The organism is Desulfogranum marinum, from assembly GCF_963675105.2.
Taxonomy (GTDB): Bacteria; Desulfobacterota; Desulfobulbia; order Desulfobulbales; family Desulfobulbaceae; genus Desulfogranum; species Desulfogranum marinum.
This window is the reverse complement of sequence record NZ_CAXXRO010000004.1, coordinates 1,138,442-1,163,450: the sequence shown is the minus strand read 5'-3', so window position 1 is coordinate 1,163,450 and position 25,009 is coordinate 1,138,442. Positions and strand designations below refer to the sequence as shown.

General features: G+C 46.8%; 20 protein-coding genes. 9 read left to right on the top strand and 11 right to left on the bottom strand.

The window, feature by feature from the left end; translation table 11 throughout:
• The first annotated feature begins 5 nt into the window (after positions 1-5).
• A complete protein-coding gene (gene mfd / locus ACHZCY_RS13955; RefSeq protein WP_319549318.1) occupies positions 6-3,539 on the top strand; it encodes a transcription-repair coupling factor in 3,534 nt (1,177 codons plus the stop codon).
• Positions 3,540-3,544: 5 nt separating this feature from the next.
• Entirely contained in the window at positions 3,545-4,228 is a 684-nt protein-coding gene (locus ACHZCY_RS13950) for an HAD-IA family hydrolase (protein ID WP_205222129.1), read from the top strand.
• A 109-nt stretch (positions 4,229-4,337) separates the two neighbouring features.
• On the opposite strand, the gene ACHZCY_RS13945 is transcribed toward ACHZCY_RS13950, so the two are convergent.
• Positions 4,338-5,354 (bottom strand): hypothetical protein, encoded by a 1,017-nt coding sequence (locus ACHZCY_RS13945; protein ID WP_319549317.1) that lies wholly within the window; start codon positions 5,352-5,354, stop codon positions 4,338-4,340.
• Between the two features lie 805 nt (positions 5,355-6,159).
• Here ACHZCY_RS13945 and glnH point away from each other — a divergent pair.
• The 5 genes from glnH (at position 6,160) to ACHZCY_RS13920 (ending at position 12,413) form a co-directional block, all read left to right on the top strand.
• Entirely contained in the window at positions 6,160-6,906 is a 747-nt protein-coding gene (gene glnH / locus ACHZCY_RS13940) for a glutamine ABC transporter substrate-binding protein GlnH (protein ID WP_205222131.1), read from the top strand.
• Positions 6,907-7,042: 136 nt separating this feature from the next.
• On the top strand, positions 7,043-7,711 hold the full coding sequence (locus ACHZCY_RS13935) for an amino acid ABC transporter permease (RefSeq protein ID WP_205222132.1): 669 nt from the start codon (positions 7,043-7,045) through the stop codon (positions 7,709-7,711).
• A 3-nt stretch (positions 7,712-7,714) separates the two neighbouring features.
• The gene (locus ACHZCY_RS13930; RefSeq protein ID WP_205222133.1) at positions 7,715-8,446 is read left to right on the top strand and encodes an amino acid ABC transporter ATP-binding protein; all 732 of its coding nucleotides are present in this window, start codon (positions 7,715-7,717) and stop codon (positions 8,444-8,446) included.
• A gap of 72 nt (positions 8,447-8,518) precedes the next feature.
• The gene (locus tag ACHZCY_RS13925; RefSeq protein ID WP_319549316.1) at positions 8,519-9,382 is read left to right on the top strand and encodes a D-amino-acid transaminase; all 864 of its coding nucleotides are present in this window, start codon (positions 8,519-8,521) and stop codon (positions 9,380-9,382) included.
• Positions 9,383-9,542: 160 nt separating this feature from the next.
• Entirely contained in the window at positions 9,543-12,413 is a 2,871-nt protein-coding gene (locus ACHZCY_RS13920) for a bifunctional diguanylate cyclase/phosphodiesterase (protein ID WP_319549315.1), read from the top strand.
• A 3-nt stretch (positions 12,414-12,416) separates the two neighbouring features.
• On the opposite strand, the gene ACHZCY_RS13915 is transcribed toward ACHZCY_RS13920, so the two are convergent.
• Both ACHZCY_RS13915 and ACHZCY_RS13910 read right to left on the bottom strand, forming a co-directional pair.
• On the bottom strand, positions 12,417-13,568 hold the full coding sequence (locus ACHZCY_RS13915; RefSeq protein ID WP_319549314.1) for a DUF2786 domain-containing protein: 1,152 nt from the start codon (positions 13,566-13,568) through the stop codon (positions 12,417-12,419).
• Between the two features lie 2 nt (positions 13,569-13,570).
• Positions 13,571-14,845 carry a M48 family metallopeptidase gene (locus tag ACHZCY_RS13910; protein ID WP_319549313.1) on the bottom strand — a complete coding sequence of 425 codons (1,275 nt, stop codon included), beginning with the start codon at positions 14,843-14,845 and terminating at the stop codon, positions 13,571-13,573.
• Between the two features lie 266 nt (positions 14,846-15,111).
• On the opposite strand from ACHZCY_RS13910, the gene ACHZCY_RS13905 reads away from it, so the two are divergent.
• Together ACHZCY_RS13905 and ACHZCY_RS13900 are read left to right on the top strand one after the other, a co-directional pair.
• The gene (locus ACHZCY_RS13905) at positions 15,112-15,798 is read left to right on the top strand and encodes an arginine N-succinyltransferase (protein ID WP_319549312.1); all 687 of its coding nucleotides are present in this window, start codon (positions 15,112-15,114) and stop codon (positions 15,796-15,798) included.
• Between the two features lie 475 nt (positions 15,799-16,273).
• Positions 16,274-16,639, top strand: coding sequence for a DUF2628 domain-containing protein (locus tag ACHZCY_RS13900; RefSeq protein WP_205222139.1), 366 nt, complete (start codon positions 16,274-16,276; stop codon positions 16,637-16,639).
• A gap of 59 nt (positions 16,640-16,698) precedes the next feature.
• On the opposite strand, the gene ACHZCY_RS13895 is transcribed toward ACHZCY_RS13900, so the two are convergent.
• From ACHZCY_RS13895 to ettA, 8 genes are all read right to left on the bottom strand, one after another.
• Positions 16,699-17,373, bottom strand: coding sequence for a YkgJ family cysteine cluster protein (locus ACHZCY_RS13895; protein ID WP_205222140.1), 675 nt, complete (start codon positions 17,371-17,373; stop codon positions 16,699-16,701).
• 2 nt (positions 17,374-17,375) lie between these two features.
• Positions 17,376-17,825, bottom strand: a complete 450-nt coding sequence (locus ACHZCY_RS13890) for an MOSC domain-containing protein (RefSeq protein WP_205222141.1) — start codon at positions 17,823-17,825, stop codon at positions 17,376-17,378.
• Between the two features lie 4 nt (positions 17,826-17,829).
• Positions 17,830-18,768 (bottom strand): cysteine synthase A, encoded by a 939-nt coding sequence (gene cysK, locus ACHZCY_RS13885; protein ID WP_205222142.1) that lies wholly within the window; start codon positions 18,766-18,768, stop codon positions 17,830-17,832.
• Positions 18,765-19,772 (bottom strand): serine O-acetyltransferase, encoded by a 1,008-nt coding sequence (locus tag ACHZCY_RS13880; RefSeq protein WP_319549311.1) that lies wholly within the window; start codon positions 19,770-19,772, stop codon positions 18,765-18,767. Before ACHZCY_RS13880 ends, cysK begins: the two co-directional genes overlap by 4 nt.
• Positions 19,772-20,401, bottom strand: coding sequence for a methionine biosynthesis protein MetW (metW, locus tag ACHZCY_RS13875; RefSeq protein WP_394713442.1), 630 nt, complete (start codon positions 20,399-20,401; stop codon positions 19,772-19,774). Before metW ends, ACHZCY_RS13880 begins: the two co-directional genes overlap by 1 nt.
• On the bottom strand, positions 20,388-21,539 hold the full coding sequence (gene metX / locus ACHZCY_RS13870) for a homoserine O-acetyltransferase MetX (protein ID WP_205222144.1): 1,152 nt from the start codon (positions 21,537-21,539) through the stop codon (positions 20,388-20,390). Before metX ends, metW begins: the two co-directional genes overlap by 14 nt.
• A gap of 303 nt (positions 21,540-21,842) precedes the next feature.
• Positions 21,843-23,099 (bottom strand): porin, encoded by a 1,257-nt coding sequence (locus ACHZCY_RS13865; protein ID WP_319549310.1) that lies wholly within the window; start codon positions 23,097-23,099, stop codon positions 21,843-21,845.
• Between the two features lie 70 nt (positions 23,100-23,169).
• Positions 23,170-24,855, bottom strand: a complete 1,686-nt coding sequence (gene ettA / locus ACHZCY_RS13860; protein ID WP_205222146.1) for an energy-dependent translational throttle protein EttA — start codon at positions 24,853-24,855, stop codon at positions 23,170-23,172.
• Between the last annotated feature and the right edge of the window lie 154 nt (positions 24,856-25,009).

Here is a 25,009-nt window from a genome sequence, read left to right as displayed (position 1 = left end):
CATTCATGCAGTCGCTCCTTAAACGGCTGTGCGAAGGCAGTTCACAACCACCTGACATAACGGGCCTGAACAGCGCTTCCACTGCATTATTTTTAAGCCGCACCCTGGAAGCGCTTGGGACTTCGCTTTGCTGTATTATTCCCTCTGACGAACAACTTGAAACCTTTGCCCAGGATATAGCACTTTTTACCAGTGCAAAGGTACTGGTTTACCCCAGTTTCGAAATCCCCCCATATACCCCCCTGTCTCCCGATCCGGCTACGGTTGGGGCGAGGCTCTCCGCTCTGTACTTACTCCAGGAGCTTACAGAACCTTGCATTATCCTCACTTCTGCAGAAGCAATCCTGAGAAAGATCCTGCCTAAAAGTGCTTTTAACGATCACTGCGAGTTGCTCATTCAAGGTGAAGAGATTGACCGTGATGCGCTTATCCAGACGTTGATCCGTGCAGGATACCAAACCTGTGAACTCGTGCAGCAGCAGGGTGACCTGGCAATTCGGGGCGGTATTGTTGATATTTTTCCACCAGCCCATGATCCTGATAATGGCACAGGTCCTCTTCGGTTGGATTTTTTCGGAGATACCCTGGAAACCATACGTATTTTCGACCCTGTCAGTCAACGATCCTTTGACCAGCTGGAAGAAGCGGTCCTGCTGCCGGCTTCAGATATGCTTTTTCCTCAAAAGCAAGGAAAAGGGCTATGGGAGGAGGCACTGACAAAAAGTGCCGACCAATATCAGTGGCGCTCTGACTCTCACATCCAGATCAGGGACTATTTCAGCCAGGAATACCGTTTTCCAGGAATCGAGTTTATGCTGCCGCTACTCTATGGCGGCACGGATAAGCTTCATTGTTTTTTTGACTATCTTCCCCAAGAATGCGCACTCTTTGTCTATGATCCCTTTGGGGTGCGGCAGTCTTTGGATATCGTCCGCGAACGGATAGACGCTAATTACAATGAGGCCTTGGCCGGGGATGTAGCAGCACTCCCCCCAAATGAACTGTTTTTAACCAAAGAGGAAACAGATACCCTCTACCAGGCGCGGCTTAAGGCACGGTTTGTCCAACTTCCCGATCCGGATAATCCCGAACCTCCCTTGAGTGTTAATGCCGGTGATCATAGTCTGCTCCGCCAGGAAATTGAACTCCAGCGTAAAAAACGTGGTCTGCTTGCCCCGCTGACAGACCGAATCATACCCTGGCAGGAAAAAGGTGCCACCACCTTGCTTGCCTGTAAATCAGAGCGTCAGGCAAGGCACTTTTCCGAACTGTTTGAAAACTACCACCTACGGTCCCGCCTGATAGCAGCCCCGATCAATCTGAGTACACCTCATCCCACAGATGAAATTCTGCTCGTGGATCACCCCTTGTCCAAAGGGTTTGACCTTGCTGACGAAAAACATCACATTCTCTCGGCTACGGAACTTTTTGGTGACAAAAGGCTCCAAAAGGGGCGACGCAAGCACAAGGGAGGACAAGCAGACAGCCAACCGCTCCCACTTGATCAGCTCAGCGATGGTGATGCAGTTGTCCACAGGGAGCACGGTGTTGGTATTTTCAGGGGGTTGGTTAATATGCAAATCTCAGGAAATCGAGGCGATTTCCTGCTCATCGACTACCGCAACGATGATAAACTGTATGTCCCGGTTGACAAGCTACACTGGGTAAGTAAATACCAGGGGCTGACAGATCAACAACCCAAACTCGACAGCCTGGGCAGTCAGCGCTGGCAAGCGACCAAGCAAAAGGTAACAGATGCGGTATGGAAGGTTGCCCAAGAGTTGCTCGAGATCTATGCTCAAAGAGCGATCCGCAAAGGACATCAATTCAGTCCTCCAGGTGAGCTTTACCGCGAACTCGAAGAATCCTTTCCCTTTGAAGAGACACCGGGCCAGGCAAAAGCTATAGACGATACCCTTGCAGATCTTACCAGCGAACAGCCCATGGACAGACTTGTCTGCGGCGATGTAGGCTACGGCAAGACCGAGGTTGCGGCAAGGGCCGCTTTTAAAGCCATAGAGGATGGATTTCAGGTAGCTATTCTTGTCCCGACAACCGTACTTGCAGAGCAGCACGCTGCCACCTTTCGTGATCGTTTCACCTCTTTTCCGGTTGAAATACGCTGTTTGAACCGCTTCCGTACCACCAAACAGCAAAAAGAAATCAGCGCTGGTGTGGCTGCCGGTTCAATTGATCTTGTGGTCGGCACGCACAGGTTGCTCTCCAAAGATATTCAATTCAATCGCCTGGGGCTGCTGATCATAGATGAAGAACATCGGTTCGGTGTCAGCCATAAAGAAAAAATCAAACGTCTCAAGGCTTCGGTTGACGTTCTGACTCTGACCGCAACGCCCATCCCAAGGACTCTGCAAATGTCGCTACTCGGCATCCGAGACCTCTCTGTTATCTCTACTCCCCCCCAGCAACGAAGGGCAGTCAAAACCTTTCTCGCCCGTCATGACCAGCTGGTTATCAGAGAAGCGGTAATGAAAGAGATGCAGCGTGGTGGTCAGCTCTTTTTTGTACACAACCGGGTCCGAACAATCCATAGGGCTGCAGAAACCATAGCTGATCTGGTTCCTCAGGCGCGGATCGGAATTGCTCATGGGCAGATGTCAGGTCAGCAGCTCGAAAACGTGATGGTACAGTTCATCAATCATAAAATCGATATTTTGGTGTGCACCACAATCATTGAGTCCGGCCTTGACATCCCAAACGCGAATACGATCATCATCAACCGGGCAGACCATCTCGGGCTTGCTGATATCTATCAGCTCCGCGGTCGCGTCGGCCGCTCTTCGCGACAGGCATACGCCTACTTGTTTGTCCCCTCCCTGGACAGCTTAACCAGTGATGCCAAAAAACGACTCCGTGCCCTGATGGACAACTCAGAATTAGGCAGTGGATTTAAACTAGCCATGAATGATCTGCAGATCCGCGGCGGAGGCAATCTGCTAGGCGTTTCTCAGTCCGGCCATATTGCTGCGGTCGGCTACGACCTCTATCTCGAACTCCTCCAGGCAACGGTTGCAGACCTGAAAAAGCAGGCTCTCGCTCGTGAGAACGGTCAGTCGACCGTTATTGATATTGACCCAGAAGTCAAACTTCAATTAACCGCCTTTCTCCCTGACGACTACATCACAGACACGCCCCAGCGTTATCAGGCGTATCGGCGCATCTCTGCCATGGGCAATGCAACATATGAGGAACTGCAGGATCTCTGTGAAGAACTCACCGACCGCTACGGGCCCTTGCCGGAAGAAGCACAAAACTTGATAAAAATCATAGAACTCAAACAGAGACTGCGCCCGCTTTATATCAACAAGCTGGAACAATCGCCAACAACCCTTGTCTTTCACTTCGTGGAAAACAGCCCTCTTGATCCGCAACGGCTCATTGTTCTGATCCAAAATCACAAAGGTAAATCCAAAAACACTCCGCGGTTGACACCTGATCATCGATTGCTGGTACCTTTTGTCGGAGACAAAAGCCTTCATCAACAAATTAACACGGTGCTCAACACCCTTGAGGATAATTAACAATTATGCAAAATTACTGTGACAAAACAATACACGAGTTTTCATGGGACGCCATTGATACTATCTTGCTGGATATGGACGGCACGCTGCTGGACAAACATTTTGATGACTATTTTTGGGAGCAATACCTACCCGAGCACTATAGCCTTGCCTATGATATTTCGGTGGAGGCAGCTAAAAAAGAATTGCTTGCCAGGTATGCTGCAGTTGAGGATACCCTCAACTGGGCTGACACCAGTTTCTGGTCCCGTGAACTGGGACTGGATATCCCGGAGCTTAAGTTGCGTATCAACCATCTCATCGGCGTGCATCCTTATGTGATAGAATTCCTTGAACACTGCATCAAGATGCGCAAAAAGCTCTATCTTGTGACCAACGCTCATTCGAGCACACTCTCCATAAAACTTGAAAAAACAGCTCTTGACCCGTGGTTTGACCAAATTATCTGTGCCGAAGAAATCGGCTTAGCCAAAGAAGAGCCGCTCTTCTGGAATAAGCTGGAAAAACTTCTTAACTATGATAAGCAACGGACGCTGCTCATTGACGATACGGAAAAAGTTCTGTCTTCAGCACAGCAATACGGCATGGGCCATTTACTTTTTGTAGCCAGACCCAGCAGTAGGCAGCGAGTGCAGTATTCATGCAGTTTCCCCTCCATTGAATACTTCAAAGAGCTTCTGCCCCGTTAAAATATGCTGCTCGCCCCTACCTACGCTTCGAAAAAATGACATAAAAAAAAACCCTGTCCTCTGCAAAGCAGAAGACAGGGTTTAATGTTCCTACAAACAGCTATGTAGTTTAAGCGCGTCTGATTTGGCGAATATAATCTTTAGCCAACGACGGGTGGTCTGAAATAATCTGTCCTTTTTCATCACCCATTTCCTTGACAAGGTGATTCATCACCTGAGCATAGGTCATGTCCTTTTTCAATGTTTCCTCAACCAATGACTGAATCCTTTCCTGGTCTGCAACATCTTCAAAATAACTAAACAAGCGGTGCATATCCTGCTCGCTTCCATCACCACCACTGGCGGCTGCTTCTTCTTCGGTGCTCTGTGCAGTAGCGGCAATACCTTCCTGAATCTCTGTTTGCAATCTCTCCACCAAATCCACAATGGGTTTGATGTCATCCTTACTGGCAATATCCTTTGCCTCAATAGTCTTAACCCGACCTGGTAAATCACCAAGCAGCTTTTCCGAAGAAATATCCTGCAATTTACCGTGAGCGGCCTCAACTTTTGTCTCTAATCCGGTGAGGACTTCACTGAGTTTTTGCAAGGCATCCCCTGACGCATTGACCTCGCCGGCAACCTGATCCAGCTTGTCAGTGGAGGCAAAAGCATCCATCTTTGACTCAAGAGCATGGATTTTATTGGTTAACTCGTTGAGCTTACTTTCAAGCATACTGTGAATTTCATCAACCTTGGTGGTATCATTTAGCAAAGCCTTTTCCACTTTTGGAGATGCTGATTCCTGCTGCGCCGATGCCTTCACATTGGCGACAACAGCCAGGCCATCTGCAAGCCAAGAGCCTAAGGTCAACTTTAAACTCGCATACATACCAGCAGCACTTTCCTTGTTGACCATGGCAACGGCACCAAGAAAAATACCGATAAGTACAGCCAGGCACAATGACAACCCGATAATCATGCCAAAAGCCCATTTGATCAGATTAATGGCACCAATAAAAATCATTGCAATACTACTCCACACACTCCCCTCTGCAGAGGTGCTGGTAAAGTATACAAGCAGGGTAAAGATAAGCAGTACAACCCCGGCTTTAAGCAGTGGGCCGCGCATGATGTTTTGTTTCATTAATTACTCCTCCGTTTCAGAATGTCAGTCTTGACTGTGAGCATACAGTCTCTCCAGACAAAACAATGGCATTAAATTTACAAAATGTCTGTGCGTTTTTTAGTGTATTTAGCCGTGAACAGCAAGGGAAATATGTGAAATTTCTCTAAACATACTCATCAGTATTTCTTATAAACCAAGAACCTAAATTACGATCCCCCTTCCCCCTGTCTCCTTGCACAATCCAGCCAAATTTCATCCAACTTTTGCTCGCACTCGACAGCACCTTGAGTATTTGCGGATCTTACCCCTTCCCGTTGTTATTCATTATTTCTAGCAGCACCTCAGTTAGAGTATGATACAAATCATATCAGGATCTAATTCGGTGAGCCATTATGTTTTACCCAGCACTGCATCGGAAAAGGTCAGGTTGAAAATACTATGCAGTGATAAGCATGGCAGATGTTATCAACAAAAGCACGACTTACGCCCCCCATGACAAGTTATAATCACTGTTTCTCGTCGATGGTCAAAGACGCCTTCATAGGCTTACAAAAAATGACCATGCAGGCCACCTCTCCATGAATATAGATTTTATTATCCATCCAAGCAAATATGTCTCTAAAAACCACAGTCTTTCCCCCCATATCAAACAAAGAGACGGAGCGTCAAGAGAACGATTTAACAGTTGAACTCTCACCCGTAATCTGTCATGCTCACGGATGGTTGTGTTTGTGATAAACACCCTCGCCATAGCGAAAATTGTATTAAAAACAAGCGCCGCAGTTCCACTGAAGTAAATCTGCAAAAAACTTAAGGAGGATGTATGAAAAAAGTCATTACCCTTATGGCAGCAATTGCCATCGTTATTGGTGCCAATGCAACTGCAATGGCCAAGAAACTGACCGTTGCCTGCGACACCAACTTCCCCCCGTTTGAATTCAAGGATCCTAAAACCGGTAAACATACCGGATTCGACGTTGAACTCTGGGATGCGATTGCCAAGCACATCGGTGTGGAATACGAACTCCAACCAATGGATTTCAACGGTATCATCCCAGGTCTCCAATCCGGACAACTCGACGTTGGTATCGCAGGCATCACCATCAAACCCGAACGAGCAAAAGTCGTTGACTTTTCAGATGGTTATTACAATGCAGGCCTGATTATCCTGGTGAACAAAGATAACCAGCAGATACATGATATTACGGGACTGGATGGTAAGGTCGTCTCCACTAAACTTGGAACCACCTCTGTGGACTTTGTCAAAGCCAATGCCAAAGCAAAAGAAGTGAAGCTTTTCCCAAACAACGATGCCATGTTTATGGAATTAATGAGCGGTGGTGCGGATGCAGTAATTTTTGACTCGCCGGTTGTAAGTGATTTCGTACGCAAAGCCGGCCATGGGAAGGTGAAAATTGTCGGCCCTATCTATCAAGGACAGTCCTATGGCATTGGATTTCCCAAGGGTAGCGAATTAGTTGCCAAGGTCAACAAAGCTTTGGAAGCATTACGTGCCAGCGGTGCCTACAAAGAACTGTATGTGAAATGGTTTGGAACAGAGCCTAAATAATACACTTCTCAACCTATAACGTAATACCACAAAACCGGCCGTTACCGCATAGCCTCCACCTGCTATGTCTACCTAACGGCCTTTTTCGTTCCTCTGCCAGAAACCCTGTTTATTAAAATTCATCTTCCGGACATTTATGGCTTTTCAATTTGAACCTACTGTTGTTATTGAAACCATTCCCATGCTCATGCGTGGGCTCAAACTTACCTTACAGATAACTGTTGGCGGCATCTTCTTCGGCTTTCTTCTTGGTTCGGGAGCAGGTCTGTTAAAAATCTCGCGCAACTTTTTTATCCGCAAGATTGCAGGTATCTACATAGAATCCATTCGTGGAACGCCTATGCTCGTTCAGGCTATGTTTCTTTATTATGGCGTTCCCATGGCCGTTGGCATCCGTATTCCACCAATAACGGCAGGGATCATCATTATTGCTGTTAATTCAGGAGCCTATATTGCGGAAATTGTTCGCGGGGCAGTGCAATCCATCAATCCTGGCCAGATGGAGGCGGGTCGCTCCATCGGCCTTACCCACACGCAGACCATGCTGCACATCATCTGGCCCCAGGCATTAAAAAGAATGATTCCGCCCTTGGGCAACCAGTTTATTATCAGCCTCAAGGACACTTCTTTGTTGATGGTTATCGGAGTAGGAGAACTGATGCGAACCGGCCAGGAAATAACAGCAGTGAATTTTCGTGCTTTTGAAGTGTACATGGCCGTCGCGCTAGTCTATCTGGTATTGACCATCTCGATTTCCAGGGCCATGTTATATGTTGAAAAACGGCTCAGCACCAATAAGGGATAAAACATGATACAGATCGAGAATCTTCATAAGAGTTTTGGCTCTCTGGAAGTTATCAAAGGAGTGGATCTCCATGTAAAAACAGGCGAGGTAGTGTGCATCATCGGGCCTTCAGGTTCCGGCAAATCAACAGTGCTACGATGCATAAACCGCCTTGAAAAACCGACTTCCGGTCGAATTATCGTCGACGGACACGATATCATGGCCAAAGCCACTAACATTAATACGGTGCGGGCTGAGGCAGGGATGGTTTTTCAACAGTTTAACCTTTTCCCACACATGACTGTGCTGGAAAATGTTACTCTGGGCCCTATCAAAGTCCGCTCCATGGCTAAAAAAGAGTCACAAACCTTTGGCCTTTCTCTGCTGGATAAAGTTGGGCTTATTGAAAAGGCAGATGCTTTCCCGGAACAGTTATCCGGTGGTCAAAAACAACGAGTGGCTATTGCCCGCTCCCTTGCCCTGCAGCCAAAAGTCATTCTCTTTGACGAGCCGACATCAGCACTTGACCCGGAACTTGTCGGTGAAGTGTTGGAGGTCATGAAGCAACTGGCCCATGAGGGCATGACCATGGTGGTGGTAACCCATGAAATGGGTTTTGCTCGAGAGGTGGCAGACCGGGTTATTTTTATTGACCAAGGGAAAATCCAGGAACAGGGTCCGCCTGACCAGTTCTTTACCAACCCAAAGAATGAACGTCTCAAAGAATTTCTCGGCATGGTTATTTCCCATATTTAACCTTGAACCGGATAAACACCTTCCCCTTAAATGTTATCTGCAGATATACAACACGTATAAAGGCCAGTAAAAATGCAACGTATTGTCTATGTTAATGGTACTTTTTCACCGGAAAATGATGCCAAAATCTCCATCTTTGATCGTGGTTTCCTCTTTGCCGATGGTGTATACGAAGTAACCGGGGTGCTGCAGGGAAAAATGATAGACAACAACCAGCACCTGAAAAGACTGCATAGATCGCTCTCTGCGCTTAGCATTCCAGCACCGATTGACGATTCAAAAATTATTGAGGTGCAGCAAGAACTCATCAGGCGTAACCGTCTTGAAGAAGGGATTGTCTACCTCCAGATTACACGAGGTGCCGCAGACCGAGATTTTGCCTTTCCAGAACAGGTTGTACCAAGCCTGGTGGCCTTCACGCAGATAAAATCACTACTGAACGCCCCTGCGACTGAAAAAGGTATCCGCATCATCACTACCCCTGATATTCGCTGGGGACGACCTGATATTAAAACCGTTGGTCTACTGGCATCCAGCATGGCTAAAATGGAAGCCATCCATGCGGGAAAGGATGATGCATGGCTTGTTGACCCAAACGGCCTCATAACAGAAGCTACAGCCAGCAATGCCTATATAATAACAAATGACAATAAACTAATCACCCGCCACCTCAGCAAAGCGATTCTCTCCGGCATTACCAGACGATCCATGCTTGCCCTGGCTCGGGAAAACGATATCATTTTTGAAGAACGGCCCTTTAGTGTTGACGAGGCACAGCATGCCAAAGAGGCTTTTATGACAGGATCTGCAGCATTTGTTGTCCCCATTGTTGAAATCAACAACCATCCCATTAGTACAGGAACGCCTGGAAAACTTACCCGGAAGCTACACCGACTCTACACCCAAATGGCATTGGCACAAACAGCCACCAAATAAACATTTCTCCCAATCTCTTACAAAGACAACTCTTTTTTTCTAAAAGTTGATCAGTTCCTTGCCTCCGGCAAGGAACTAATGCATAATTAATCTAAGAAGGGATACCTCTTTTTCCAATAAGCAAAAATGCCACATCGGCAACTTCACCTCTTTGGGCTATATGCATTTTCTAAATAACATCTCTATTCGAAGTCGGCTTTTCTGGGCCTATGGGCTCATCTTTGTCCTCATTTTCTTAGTGAGTTTTTCCCTCCTTTATCACCAATTTAAAACCAGCATCACCGATAATATTGAACAAGAACTCCATAAAACCAATAAAATTATACGTGACATGGTGGAAACAACCACCAGCGTGTCCATAAAAAACCATCTCCGGGCCATCGCCGAAAGTAACCTTGCAGTTATAGAGAGTATATACGACAAATACCTCCAGGGAATGCTTTCTGAGCTAGAGGCCAGGCAGTGGGCCATGAACATCTTATACAATCAGAGTGTCGGCAAAACCGGATACGTTTTTTGTATTGATAGTAGGGGGATAGCGCAGGTACACCCAAGAGTAGGCGTGCAAGGGAAAGATTTTTCCCATCGGAAATTCATTCAGCAGCAGATTCAACGTAAAAATGGTTATCTCGAATATTTCTGGAAAAACCCTGACGAACCACAGGAACGGCCAAAAGCTCTCTATATGGCCTACTTCGAACCTTGGGACTGGATAATCTCTGTCACTTCCTACAAAAACGAATTTTTCGACCTCATCAATATCGACGATTTTCGCGATAAAATTCTCGAAGTTTCTTTTGGCAAAAGTGGTTACCCGTTTGTGATCAATACCAAGGGGGATATCATTGTCCACCCAGAAATAAGCGGCAACCATTATGACGTTGTTGACAACAATGGGCAGCCGTTTATCAAAAATATGATCAATACCCGCACAGGAAGTTTATACTATTCCTGGAAAAACCCTTCTGATCAAATTGCCCGTAAAAAAATTGTTGCCTATAATTTTCTGCCCTCCTTTAACTGGATCGTCGCATCCTCGGTTTATGCCGAGGAGGTACTGCAGCCTCTTGCCCATATCAAAAAGCTTTTTGCCCTTATCCTGTTGACGACCCTCTGCATCACCGCCATTATCACCTTACTTGTCAGTTCCACCATTCTTAAACCGCTGGTCCAATTCATCCATCGCCTTGAACAAGGTAAAGAAGACTGGACGGTGAGAATGGACAGCGGGCGGCAAGACGAAATAGGTCGCCTGGCAACCAGCTTCAATTTGTTCATGGACAGACTGAAGGCTGCAAACAAGCAGCTTCAGGAGGAAATCATCTATCGTCAGGAAAAAGAGAAACAGCTCTTTTTATATGAAGAAGTTTTCAATAACATTGTAGAAGGTATCTGCATTATTGACAATCAAGGCATCATCCAGGTCACCAACCCTGCATTTGAGATAATAAGCGGCTATCCTGTTGCAGAGACTCAGGGAAAACAACTACGCGACTATAAAACCGATCAATATAACGAAAATTTTTACGATATAATGTGGGAAAGTCTTGCCCTGGAGGGGACATGGTCCGGTGAGATATGGAACGAGCGTCAAAATGGTGACATATTTCCAGAGTTGCTGACCGTCAATAATATCCACAATGAAACAACCGGCACCATCTATTACGTGGTTGTATCCCACGACATCTCGGAACTTAAAGAAAAAGAAAAACAGATTACTCACCTTGCCTATCACGACGCCCTCACCGATCTTCCCAACCGCGTCTTGCTTGCAGACAGGCTAAACCAGGCGATTGCTACGGCCGCAAGAAAAAATCAGCGTATCCTCTTGCTGTTCATAGACCTGGACAACTTTAAAAAAGTTAATGACACCGTTGGTCACGCCGTTGGCGACATTTTACTCAAACAGGCCGGCCAACGGTTGCTGAGCTCGGTGCGGACAGGTGACACCGTTGCCAGGCTGGGCGGTGACGAATTTATCATCATGATCCCAGACATTACAAACCAACAAGAAATTGATCATGTACTCCGACGGGTGCAAACTGCTTTTGCCAAACCTTTTGACCTGGCGGAACACCATTTTCATATTACGTGCAGCATCGGGCTGACAATCTACCCCGACGATGGCGCAACTCCGGACGACCTGTTGAAAAATGCCGACCTGGCTATGTATCAAGCCAAACATCATGGCAAGAACATGTACCACCTTTTTGATCCGGAAATAGAAAAACAGCTCCACCGAAAGGTGCAACTGGAACATGAACTGCGTGAGGCAGTAAATAATGATGAGTTTCAGGTTTACTTTCAGCCACGCATCGACAGTCGCACGAATACAACTGTCTGCTTTGAGGCTCTGACCAGATGGATTAAGCCAAACGGTACGGTTGTTCCGCCCAATATGTTTATCCCTTTGGCGGAAGAATCCGGGTTGATCATCACTCTCGGCAGGCAGATTCTTTACAAAGCCATTGAAGGCATACAGGAAATGAGTAAGGCAACAGGATGCAGTCTGCGATTATCGGTCAATGTTTCGGCCAAACAATTTGCTGATCCAGGTTTCCAGGAAATGGTAGAAACAGCACTCAAGCAGACCGGGTATTCTCCTGCAGTTTTGGAGTTGGAAATTACGGAATCACTGCTCATGGAGTCAGATGACACAAATCGTAAACTACTCAATTGGTTTGAACAGCAGAAAATCATGCTGGCAATCGATGACTTTGGAACCGGCTACTCTTCCATGGCCTATTTAAAAAAACTACCAATCTCCGTGCTGAAGATAGACAAATCCTTTATAGACGACATCCTTACCGACAGAGAGAACTTCACCATTGTTGAAACCATTATCCTCATGGCAAAGAAATTAAAATTAGGCCTAGTCGCTGAGGGAGTTGAACATAGCCAACAATTACAGTGCCTGCAGAATCTGGGGTGCTTTGAAATTCAGGGGTATTTTTTCTCACCGCCCATGCCGTTGCCCGATTGCATCAGGTTTCTGAGAACCCATAATAAGCAGAGAAACAAAAACGGATGAGTATTAATCCCGTTGTGGGAGCAAAAGTTGCTCCTGACCACTATCCATCGGCTGTCGGAGATGGAGTTTTTTCCCTCTCGCACAGCCTTTACGATAAACATCAGGGTTGATATGCATCTTTTTGGTTTTGGTTGTCCGCAACCGTGGGAAGCGCTGAGCCACAAAAACATCCAGCATACCCTCTGTTTTCAACAAAGCCTTTTCTGTGGAGGCGTCTCCAGACTCGGACTGTGTTGCAGAAACTTTTTTTTCACTGGCTAATTTTTCCTTAAATCCAGCCAGAAGCCCGAGGCTATAGCTCTTTTTCGCTATCCTGCGGTCGCCTAGAATCTTTCCCTGATGAGATTTCCAAAGTGTATGCAACCGCTCTTCAAGAAAATAATAGCAATGCTCGGCGATGGCCACATTTTCCCTAGTACCCATCAGTTCTATGGTCTTATGGATTTTATTCCGATACGGATCATACTGGCTGGCATGAATCACACGCACACCGAAGTAGCCATCCAAAATGGAAGAGATCACCTTCAAATGCACAGCCATTCTCTGTTTTTTGGTGTCAATGGTTGTGTGTGTAAGGTCATTGCTTTGCACAAGATGGGCCATAGACAGGTTATGCTGCCGAAGTAAATTGCCTGCTTTTTGCAAGGCCAAAGCTGCTTCATGCTCGTTTCCAGACTGGCCCAGGGCAAATAATTTTTTCACCTTGTCCAGAATATGCTGTTGCGGTGCTTTGCCATCCTCCTTTTGCCAGGTTGAAAGTGCCTCTACTGTGTCTGCCGCAGCCCGCTGAAAGGAGTGATCCACGCCAATCAGGCTACAGGCTTTTTTAAACCCTTCCCCATGACCGTTTTTTTGGTCACCATAGATCTCGCTGCATATTTGATGGGCTATTTCATGTTTGAGTACCTGCAGTGTTATTCGCCACGGATGCTGCAAGATGAGATAGCTGCTGATACTCAACGTCCGCGAATGAGCTGTCCAACTCCCCAACACCCTTGTTGAGTGTGAAATCTGCAGAATAGGAGGCCGTAATTGCACCGTGTATTGATAGCAGATGTTGTCAAATTCGGCTGCGAGCTGAGACAACCACGCACTCTCCATCTGCATAGCAATATTTTTCATTTTCTCTTTTTCCAGCTTACTCTGCATATGCATAATCACTCTCCGGCATAACTCACTTTCCTTTGCACATTGGGAACCTGAAGTTCTCGCAAGGCTTGGATTCGACGCAAAATAGGTGGATGGCTGTAGTGCAAAAACACATGGAGCGGATGGGGGGTCAGGTTGGACAAATTACTGACGCTGAGCTTCTTTAACCCGCTGATCAAACTTTCCTTGTCACTGGTCGTGGTCACGGCAAAGGCGTCAGCCTCATATTCATGACGCCTGGATGCGACATGGAAAAAGATGGAAAGAATTGTTGATAGAGGTGAATAGAGAAAACCAAAAAAGACCAGGCTTGCATAGATGGACAGATGTTCCATCTGAAAGGCGGCAAAAAGGTGCTCATTTTCAATAAAAAAAGACAGGATATAAAACATAATACCGGTCTGCAGGATGGAAGCTGCCATCATTATCATGATATGTTTTTTCTTAAAATGCCCCATTTCATGGGCTAAAATAGCTACCAGTTCACTGGTGGTGACCTTCTCAAGCAACGTATCAAAAAAAACAATACGACGATACTTACCAAACCCGGTAAAAAAGGCATTCAACCGTGTGGAACGTTTTGAACCGTCCATGGTATAGATCCCCTGCAGTGCAAACTTCTGCCTCCTTGCATAATCGGTAACCGCCTCTTTCAGTTCCCCCTCTTCAAGAGGAATGAACTTGTTAAATAGCGGCATAATGACCACTGGTGCTAAAAACTGCACAATAACAATAAAAGCCACAACAGCCACCCAACAATAGAGCCATGCCCACTGGCCGCTTGTCTCGAAAAACCAAAGGATAAAACCCAAAAGCGGTGCTCCCAGCAATACAGAAAGCAAAAGTGCTTTGATCATATCAAGCAGATAGGTCATTGGAGTGGTTGTATTGAAACCGAAACGCTGCTCAATGACAAAGGTTGAATAAAGAGAAAAGGGCAGGTTCACCGCCGAAGAAAGCAGCGCTAAAATGCCGATAAACAACAAACCGGTGAAAAGCGGAGAAAAGGCAAAAGACCTTGCCAGCGTGTCAAGAAGGTTAAAACCGCCGCAAACAATAAACACAACAGTGAGAAAAGTGATGATAGTTGTCTGCACCAAGGAGAATCTGGTGGTGACCCGTATGTATTCTTGCGACTTTCTATACTTGGTATCATCATAGACGCCTGCAAACTCTTCGGGAAGATCAGGGTCCAGAGATCGCAGGTTCAGCGCCGATACGGTCACATCCAACAGGTAATGCACTACAATAACACCGACGATAAATATCAAATAACCATTCATAACGCTCAAGCTCATAGGGAAAATATTCAATAACAGGTAACAAGCTGATGTACCGGTGATAGGTAACCAGCGCAATAAAATAATGAAGACCATCTTGCATACTTGCCTTTTCCTTCCACCTTGAACGAAAATTCCTACTCATCAAGATGCCCTTGGACGCAGAAAAAGAAAAAACAGTCGTAATTGGCCATATTCTCTATTTCCCCGGCCTATGCTCAATGGTATAAAAATTATTCTCAAGCAGGTACACATAATGGAGGAAATACATGGAGCAGCAACAACAAAGCAAAAAATTTTCAGGCAAACAAGTAGCTTTTATCGTCTTTGCAGCAATAGCAGCCACCATCATTATCACGTTGTTCATCATCCAGAGTTTTCTCTATCCACAGCCCTTTACCCCAGTCACCCTCACCCCTCAAGAACAGGAGAAGCTGCAAGAAAAGCTCCAGCAACTGGATAGCCCTGTAACAGAAAGGCCAAAAGAGAACAGAAACAATATGCCAGTGGGAAAAAATGAGCGACCTGAAATCACACCAGAAGCGTACACCGAGGACCCTGCCAGTCGGACTGTGATCTTCAACGAAAAAGAGCTCAACAGCCTGCTGGCAAACAATACCGATTTGGCCAGACAGGTTGCCATAGATTTGGCCCAAGACCTAGTGAGCATCAAGATGCTGATCCCTGTGAATCCTGACTTTCCCATACTAGGGGGAAAAACCTTGAAAATACGAGCCGGCGCCGAGCTTGCCTATCGCCAAAATCGGCCGGTCATTATCTTGCGCGGTATTTCACTGATGGGTGTGCCCCTCCCAAAAGCGTGGCTTGGCGGCATGAAGAACATTGATCTCATCGAAGAATTCGGCACAGAAGCAGGTTTTTGGCAAGGATTTGCAGAAGGCGTTGAATCCCTTGAGGTAATCGAAGGTAATCTAAAGATAGTTCTCAAGGAATAATAGGATCACTGCGAACAGCCTACTCTCTTTAGCCCGGATTTCTCATCAATAAAGTTTTTTGCAGGGCAAGGCACAAGCCGCGCAGCAGGTAAGCGTAGAATCCGATAGTAAACTACCGCAAGTGGCTTGTAACGTAGATCCTGCGGAAAAATCTATTGCCCCAAAGGGGGAACTTTTTGATTTAAAACAAAAAACACGCTGTTAATAGTACAGATTGTGTTTTAGTTAATAATATCAAAAAATTGAGTTTGAAATCAAAAAGTTCATGAGAAATTTGGATTAGATTCTTTCCCAACCAGCATGATGAATATATTTTATATCCCTTTGTCTACCTGGGATTGCTTTTTCGCCAATCCTTATTACTTTAAGCCGGACCAAGGGGATTGGCAGCCATGGTTATGACATTTTCATCAACGATCTCGTGCACCAGGCCCATCATTAATAATACTTAACGAGTAGGCACAAGTTACATTGTATGCAGCGCTATAAAATTTTTAGACACCCGGACGACGGAGCAACCGAAGCTGTAAAGCAGGGCTGGTCCTGGCCCGCCTTTTTCTTCAGCTGTTTTTGGGCCATCGCCAAAAAAATGTGGCTTACAGGAACGGCGCTGTTCTTGGCTTCGCTGCTCCTTGGTGCCGTAATCGGCCAAGCCGAAATGGGCCCGAGAGGAGACGGGGTCATCAACATTCTTTCTATCGCCGTCAGTATTATCTTTGGTCTCAAGGGCAATGACTGGTGGGAGGCAACACTCTACTCTCAAGGCTACGAGGAAAAAGAGATTATTACGGCAGAAAGCCCCAAAGGTGCATTGGCAATATTTGACAAACAGTATCCATAATAGTATTCACCAGCCACTTCACTTCAATTGCACCATCACAGCAAAAGGGGCCGCTTACGCTACCGGCTGCCTCTATGTTTGAAAGAGAGAACCAGCTCCTCTTCCTGTTGGGTAGCTGCAATTCCTAAAGGGGCAAGTAACTGAAACAGTGGTCTGCCAAAATAAAAAAGTTCACTGGCCACAGGCAATTGAAATTTTCTGTTGGCAAGGGTTCGATACCGCAGGTCTAAGTTGACCGTGGCCTCCAACGATTGCAGCAGCGCCTTATCTGCACCATTCTCGTCGAGCTGACTACTGACAGCACTTAAATCAGGACATGGGCAACTCGTGTCGTGTTCCCTGATCAGAGGCAACAATGGGTCGGCATCGTCAATACAATCAAACCGGGTAATCAGATTTTTTCCGGTAATGGTCAAAAGTGCTTCAGGAGCTGTACACTCCAATACTCTGCACGCAAGCGGACGATCTTGGTAAATACTGCACCGCAAGAAATCCTCATCGTAAAACTTGCAGCTCCAGCTCCCTGGTTTCCCTTGCAGCTTTAAAAATTCATGAGCTACCGGTCCTGCTTCGGAAGCCATGGGCTGAAAGGCCAGCTCACCCTGGCGAACGGTCACCAGGTCTTCATACTTCAATTTCTTTTCCTGGATCAAATGCAGATCCTGAGTATGCAGCGCAGCCCCCCCTTGCAGGCAGCAGGCTCCACAACGATCACAGCTTGTTTTTTTGACCATGCCTATTTCGCCCCTTCCTCTTTACCCTTTACCTGGAGTTCATCCCCACGTCGAAGCACTCCGGGTGTAATCACTTTGGCAAAAATACCTTCCCGTGGCATGATACAGTCACCAACCTGCTGAAAAATTGCACATCCATGGTGACACTTTTTCCCTATCTGGGTGATTTCCAGTACGACACCATTGCTTTCCAGCAGGCTCCCGACGGGAAGAGTAGCCAGTTCAATGCCACTGGTGGTTATGTTTTCGGCAAAAGCCCCAGGATCAAGTTCCAGTCCTTTGTTGCGCATAACGTCTATGGATTCTTCAGCCAGAAGACTTACCTGTCTATGCCAGTTACCGGCATGGGCATCTCCCTCAATCCCGTGATCGACCTTCAATGTAATGCTTTCAACTGGCTCTTTGTTGACACCTTTTTCCTTGCTCACATTCAACGAAATTATTTTTCCCACAATACTACTCTCCTGCTTCTTTCATCAGATCGGTGCTTAAGTAACGTTCCCCAGTATCAGGCAGCACAACGACAACACGTTTTCCGGCAGACTCCGGTTTTGCCGCAATCTTACAAACACCTGCCATTGCGGCACCACAAGAAATCCCCGCCAATATTCCTTCACAGCGTGCAATCTCTTGCGCTTGGAGCACGGCTTCTTCATTTTCGACCTGGATAATTTCATCGATAACCGTACGATCCAGGATATCCGGGACAAAACCGGCTCCTATACCCTGAATCTTATGGGGACCCGGCTTACCACCGGAAAGAACAGGCGAGGCTGCAGGCTCCACTGCAACTACCTTGATCTGCCGATCCTTTTCCTTCAGGTAACTGCCGACACCGGTGATGGTGCCGCCCGTACCCACACCGGCAACAAAAATATCAAGTTGCCCCTCGGTCTGTTCCCATATTTCCGGACCGGTTGTTTTTCTATGCATAGCCGGATTGGCAGGGTTTGCAAACTGGTTGGGCATCCAGGCGTTTGGGGTGTTGCGCTGTAGTTCCTCAGCTTTGCCGACGGCTCCTTTCATACCTTGTGTAGCCGGAGTCAGGATCAACTCAGCGCCAAGGTGCTTCAAAAGCTTTCGCCGTTCAATGCTCATGCTCTCCGGCATGGTCAAAATCAACCTATAGCCACGACTGGCGCTCAAAAAAGCTAAACCAATACCAGTGTTGCCGCTGGTCGGCTCAATAATAACGGAATCGGAGGTGAGTAGCCCGGACTCCTCGGCATCAATGATCATGGCCAGCGCTACCCGATCCTTAACGCTGCCGAGAGGATTCATGGACTCCAGCTTGGCAAACAGCTCAATGCCCAACCTCTCCGAGGTATTTTTCAACTTCACCAACGGTGTTGCACCAACAGCATCAGCTATATTTTTGCAAAAATGAGTGCTCATATTTCCTCTCCCTGCCCCAGATATACAAGCTGCGGCTGTTTTAACAGAACCTTGGTATCAGGGCTTATAGACTCTGTCACCCACACGTTACCTCCAATCACCGAGCGAGCGCCGACCACTGTTTCTCCGCCTAGTATGGTCGCATTGGCATAGATAATCACATTATCCTCAATGGTTGGATGACGCTTGACATTGCGCAGTTTTTCACCGGCATCTCTTGGCAGTGACAACGCACCTAGCGTTACCCCCTGATATATGCGAACCTGGCAGCCAATTTTAGTAGTGGCTCCAATGACAACGCCTGCACCATGATCAATAAAAAATTTACCACCGATACTTGCGGCCGGATTAATATCGATGGCTGTCCGGTGAAAGGCATGCTCGCTCATTATCCGCGGCAGGAGCGGCACCTTCAATCGATGCAATTTATGGGCTAAACGATAGACCATGATAGCAAACAGTCCCGGGTAGCTAAAAATAACCTGGTCCCGGTTGGCGGCTGCCGGATCACCTTCAAGAGTTGCTTCGATGTCGGATTCGAGCAGTTTACGTATTTCCGGCAACGACTTCACCAGCCCTGCTGCGAGTTCATAACTGCGTTCACCACAGCGGGTACACTCCTGGTTATGACGGAAACAATCGTGGCGAATTGCCGAACTGATCTGCCTTGCCAGATTTTCATACAACAAGCTGAGTTGCTGCCCCAAATAGTATTCAAGATTTTCAGGCCGCAGGATCATAGAGGTAAAATATCCGGGAAACAGAATCCGCTGCACCTGTTCGACCAGTTTGATCACCTCTTCTTTAGAAGGAATGGGAACCGGTTCAATATGGCTGGTAAAACGGCCGCTTTTAAACTCTTCAGCCAGTTCCTCCACAACTGCCGGAATCGGATTAACAATCTCCGCTGCTCCAGCAGCATCAGTGCTGCAGTCAGTACTGCAGGTACTGGTGACTATCTCCTGCTGCCCGCAGGGAAGATCACCCTTAATAGTAGTCACCATTATACTCGCTCCAACATCATTATACCGTAGGTAGCCCTAAAATTTTTAAAATAACGGACTGTATTGCCTTTACAATCATGGTGATGGGTGTTTATTGCCACCTCTTTAACCACCCTTACCCCAATCATGTGCAAAAACCGATGGAAATCTCTTATGGAAATAACTCGGATATTGGGTGTATTGTACCAATCATACGGTAGCTGATCCGTTACCGGTGCCGTCCCAAAAAAAAGAACCTGCAACCTGCAGGACCAATGGGCAAAATTAGGAAAACTGACTATTACCCGTTTGCCGATGCGAAGCAAATCGAGCAATAATTCCCTGGGATCTCTTATTTGTTGCAGGGTCTGGCTCAGGACAACCACATCAAATCTGTTCTTAGGGTAGTCTCCCACCTCCTCCCGAAAATCGCCTTGTAATACCGTCAAGCCGCGCTCAATGCAATGGGCAACTTTTTCCTCGGAAAAATCGATCCCTGTTCCTTTCACCTTGCGATGCTCTTTAAGATAGGCCAGCAGATCACCATTGGCACAACCCAAATCAAGCACCCGCGAACCTGGAGCAATCCATGAAGCAATAACCTGGAGATCAAAGCGCATAGTCGCACACGACGTATCAGCATTGTTCATCATACACTCTATCTAAAAAACCATTGATTAACCCATTGAGCCGTTCATTCGGCAGCAAAAAGGCATCGTGCCCCCCCTGAGCCTCAACTTCACAAAAGCTGACATCGCTCCCGTTTTTCTTGAGCACCGAGACCAACGCTTTTGACTGATAGGTTGGATAGAGCCAATCAGAACTAAAGGAAACGACAAGAAACGTCACATTGGCAAGCCCCTCGTTTACCAGCATACTCCCGTCACCCCGGGCAAGGTCGAAATAATCTGCTGCCTTGGTTATATACAATAGAGAATTGGCATCAAAACGATCGACAAATTTTTTCCCCTGATGATGCAGGTAACTCTCAACCTGAAAATCGCTATCAAAGCCAAAAGAAAGTGTATCCCGGTAGAGCCTACGCCCAAACTTCTCACGCATGGCATCATCAGAAAGATAGGTCACATGGCCAATCATCCTTGCAACTGCAAGCCCGTGGGTTGGTCCCGATCCGTTATAATAGTCACCCTGATTCCAATCCGGATCTGCCATGATTGCCTGCCTGGCCACTTCATTAAAGGCAATGGCCTGGGCGGAGTGACGAAGAGTTGTCGCCAAAGGAATCGCCGAATGAACCATCTCCGGATACTCCACACACCATCGCAGTACCTGCATTCCTCCTACGGAGCCGCCGATAACTGAGAGCAATTTTTTTATACCCAGATGATCAATAAGCTCCTTTTGTGCCCGCACCATATCCTTTATAGTCACCATGGGAAAACTGAGCCCATAGGGTTTTCCTGTGACGGGATGAGGAGAGGAGGGCCCTGTTGAGCCGACACAACTGCCTAAAATATTCGAACAGATGACAAAATATTTATTGGTGTCAATGGGTTTGTCAGGCCCGACCATATTGTCCCACCATCCCGGTCGCTCATCTTCCTCTTTCAAATAGCCTGCAACGTGCGAATCCCCGGAAAAAGCATGGTGGATAAGAATGGCATTATTTTTTTGTGCATTAAGGGTTCCCCAGGTCTCATAGGCAAGGGTAATCGGTCCCAATTTTTCGCCACAGTCCAATACCATCTCGTCGGGCGGGTGGGCAAAAGTGTAGTATTGCCGTTCCACCAGTGTCTTTCTTTTATTATTATCCGTTGACGTGACCATGGCCTTATTTAGTCAAACAATACAAGTTCCAGTTCAGGGTAGATTGAGAGTTTTTGACCTTCGCTGAAGTTACGTTTCGAAAAACACAAAATTCAAGCAACAACAAATAGACACCACCTCTACCATAGAGCGGTGCTCAGCACCGGCATGCTTCATACCACAAAGTGACACAAATGCATCCGAAAATATTCGTTCAGCGTAGTTAAACAGTAGCTACGAGTAACCACAAGTCCAGCCGGTTGCTACTAAAAAAAAGCGGGTCCATAAAGGACCCGCTTTCACACCAACTGATAAATAATGATATTAAAACTTTATTTCCAGCCTGGCATAGGTGCCAAAGGCACCATCATCTTCCACCCCAGCCCCATCAAGCCGACCGTCAAAATCAGGTAGGAGATACCCTGCCTTCCAGGTAAAATCAGCGCCTTTAGAAATCACATAGGTTAAAGAACCGGATATTTCCATCAACTTAGCCAATCTTTTATCGTCCACGGCCACATTATCATTACCATCAATATTCACCCACACAAAATTACCAACCAGGCGCAGCTGTTCGCTGACGTCATAGGTAACAGATGGCGCAATCCAGAACCAGTCCCCTTCAGCGCCCAATTGATCAAACACAGCAATAGGTTCATTATTACCGTTACCAGTCATAATCCAACCAAAATCATTATCGACGGCAAAATTATTTGTGGACAGGCCGATGTTCAATGCTGGAGTAAAGTTACCCATGGGATACTCTACCTGACCATACCATCCCCAGCCATCGTCAGGATCAGTGTTAACTGGATCAGCAGCAGAATCTCCATCCGCCTCCATGCTTGAATTAATAAAGCCGGCCTCCTTAAAGGCAAGCTCGGTTTCCAAATTAAAGTCCATTAACAGACCGCGCATATACACAGAGGTTACCACTCCGCTTCTATCCTCTACATACTTCCCCGTAGCAAATTCATCTCGCTGATCATCAAAATAGGCCACATTCAGCTGTGCAAAACAGTTCTCGCTGAATTCTCCCTTGGCAACCAAACCGTACATCATCCAGTCGTTGTCTTCTATTTGATCAATCTCAACATCAGACACCTGCCCTTCACTCAAGGTATCGACCAAGCCGATGAGGTGATATTTGTCAATTCCCCAATCAACACTCACTCGAGCAACACTTTGATCCCACTGAAGAAACTTGGTGATATTAGACTTTATCTTACCGGCCTCAACCACAGTAGGGCCGATGGGAACGCCTATATAGGCATAATCAACCCATATATTATTATCATTAGCCGGATCTGCCGCCCCGTCCATTTTGGTATCGCCCAAACGCAATCGGCCTTTTGCATAAGCACCGCCTGCGGCTGTACCGGTCACAACAAAACGAGCGCGACTATCTGCATAGCTGGCAGCATCCTTGTCTGAGTTGCCGAAATCATATTTATCCTTGTAGATAACCCGCGCCCTGCCGTCTCCGGTTATGGTCACACCTGGCTCAGTAGCCGTACTGACATCAGGTGTAAACATACCGGACACAAGTAAGGCTGCACCTACTGCAAACATTTTATTCATCACGTCCCTCCTTTTGTTTCAAGCTCTATTATGGATTATAGGTTCATACGTGAAAAACATCTTTTACATCTTAGCGGGTCAACTGCCGATACCGTATACGATGGGGTTGATCGGCATCAGCACCTTTCCGCCGCTTATAGTCCTGCTCATAGTCGGAATAGTTTCCTTCAAACCAAACTACCTCGGAATTTCCTTCAAAGGCCATAATATGGGTGGCAATCCTATCTAGAAACCAACGATCATGGCTGATAACCACCGCGCAACCGGCAAAGTTTTCCAACGCTTCTTCCAACGCCCGCATGGTATTGACATCCAGGTCATTGGTCGGTTCATCCAAAAGCAGTACATTGCCACCCTCTTTGAGGGTACAGGCTAGATGCACACGATTACGCTGACCACCGGAGATTTCACTGACCTTGTTCTGCTGCTCGCTGCCGGTAAAATTAAACTTAGCCACATAAGCGCGCGAATTATATTCGTGGGTACCGAGCCAGATGGTATCTTGTCCTTCTGATATGGCTTCCCAGATATTCTGATTCGGATCTAAACTGTCACGACTCTGATCCACATAGGCCAGTTTTACCGTCTCTCCTATGCGGATCGTCCCTTTATCCGGCTGCTCCTGACCGGTAATCATCTTAAAGAGGGTCGATTTTCCCGCACCATTGGGCCCCACAATGCCGACAATACCACCGGGTGGCAGCGAAAAGTTTAAGTTATCAATAAGCACCCGGTCGTTAAAAGCCTTGGACAGTCCTTCTGCTTCAATAACGACTTTCCCTAAACGAGGACCGGGTGGGAGATACAGTTCCAAATCGCTATCGAGCTTGTCGGTTTCCTGATTCAGTAACTTCTCGTAAGCAGTAATACGCGCCTTGGATTTGGACCTTTTGCCCTTGGGGCTCATCCGAATCCACTCAAGCTCGCGCTGCAGAGTTTGCTGCCGCTTACTCTCTTTCTTTTCTTCCTGGGACAACCTTTTTTCCTTCTGTTCCAACCACGAAGAATAATTGCCTTTCCAGGGGATCCCCTGACCACGGTCAAGCTCCAAAATCCATCCGGCTACATTATCGAGAAAATAACGATCATGGGTCACCGCAATAACGGTTCCCGCATACTTCTGCAGGTGCTGTTCCAACCACGAGACAGACTCTGCATCCAGATGGTTGGTCGGTTCATCAAGAAGCAAAATATCCGGCTGCTTGAGTAAAATCCGGCAAAGCGCAACCCGACGCTGCTCACCGCCGGACAAGACATCCATTTTCATATCACCGGGCGGACACCGTAAGGCATCCATGGCCATATCAAGTTTACTGTCCAGGTTCCAGGCATCAAGAACATCCAGTTTATCCTGCACCTCGGCCTGCCGATCCAACAGCGCCTGCATGGCATCATCATCCATGGGTTCGGCAAATTGCTCGTTGATAGCGTTAAACTCGGCCATCAAATCCAGTGTTGTCTGAGCTCCCTCTTCCACCACCTCGCGCACAGTCTTATCCGCATCAAAAACAGGTTCCTGGGGCAGGTAATCGATGGTAAAGCCATCCGACATCACAGTTTTGCCGTCAAATTCCTGGTCAATACCTGCTAAAATTCGCAACAGGGTACTTTTCCCGGAACCGTTCAGGCCAAGTACACCTATCTTAGCTCCGTAGAAATAGGAAAGAGATATATTTTTTAATATTTGTTTTTCTTTATATTTTTTACTGACTTTGATCATCGAATAGATGATCTTGTTTGGCTCATTTGTGCTCATCTTACAGGTATCCTTTCAATGGTTTCCGGCGTATTTATGTTCAACGCGACATCTCTTTTGGGTGGTACTCCCACCTCTCTATTTTTCTTTGGAGTGTTTATACCCACCTCGCAAGGGAAACACAACAGGAGCTTTATTCGGACAAGAAAACAAT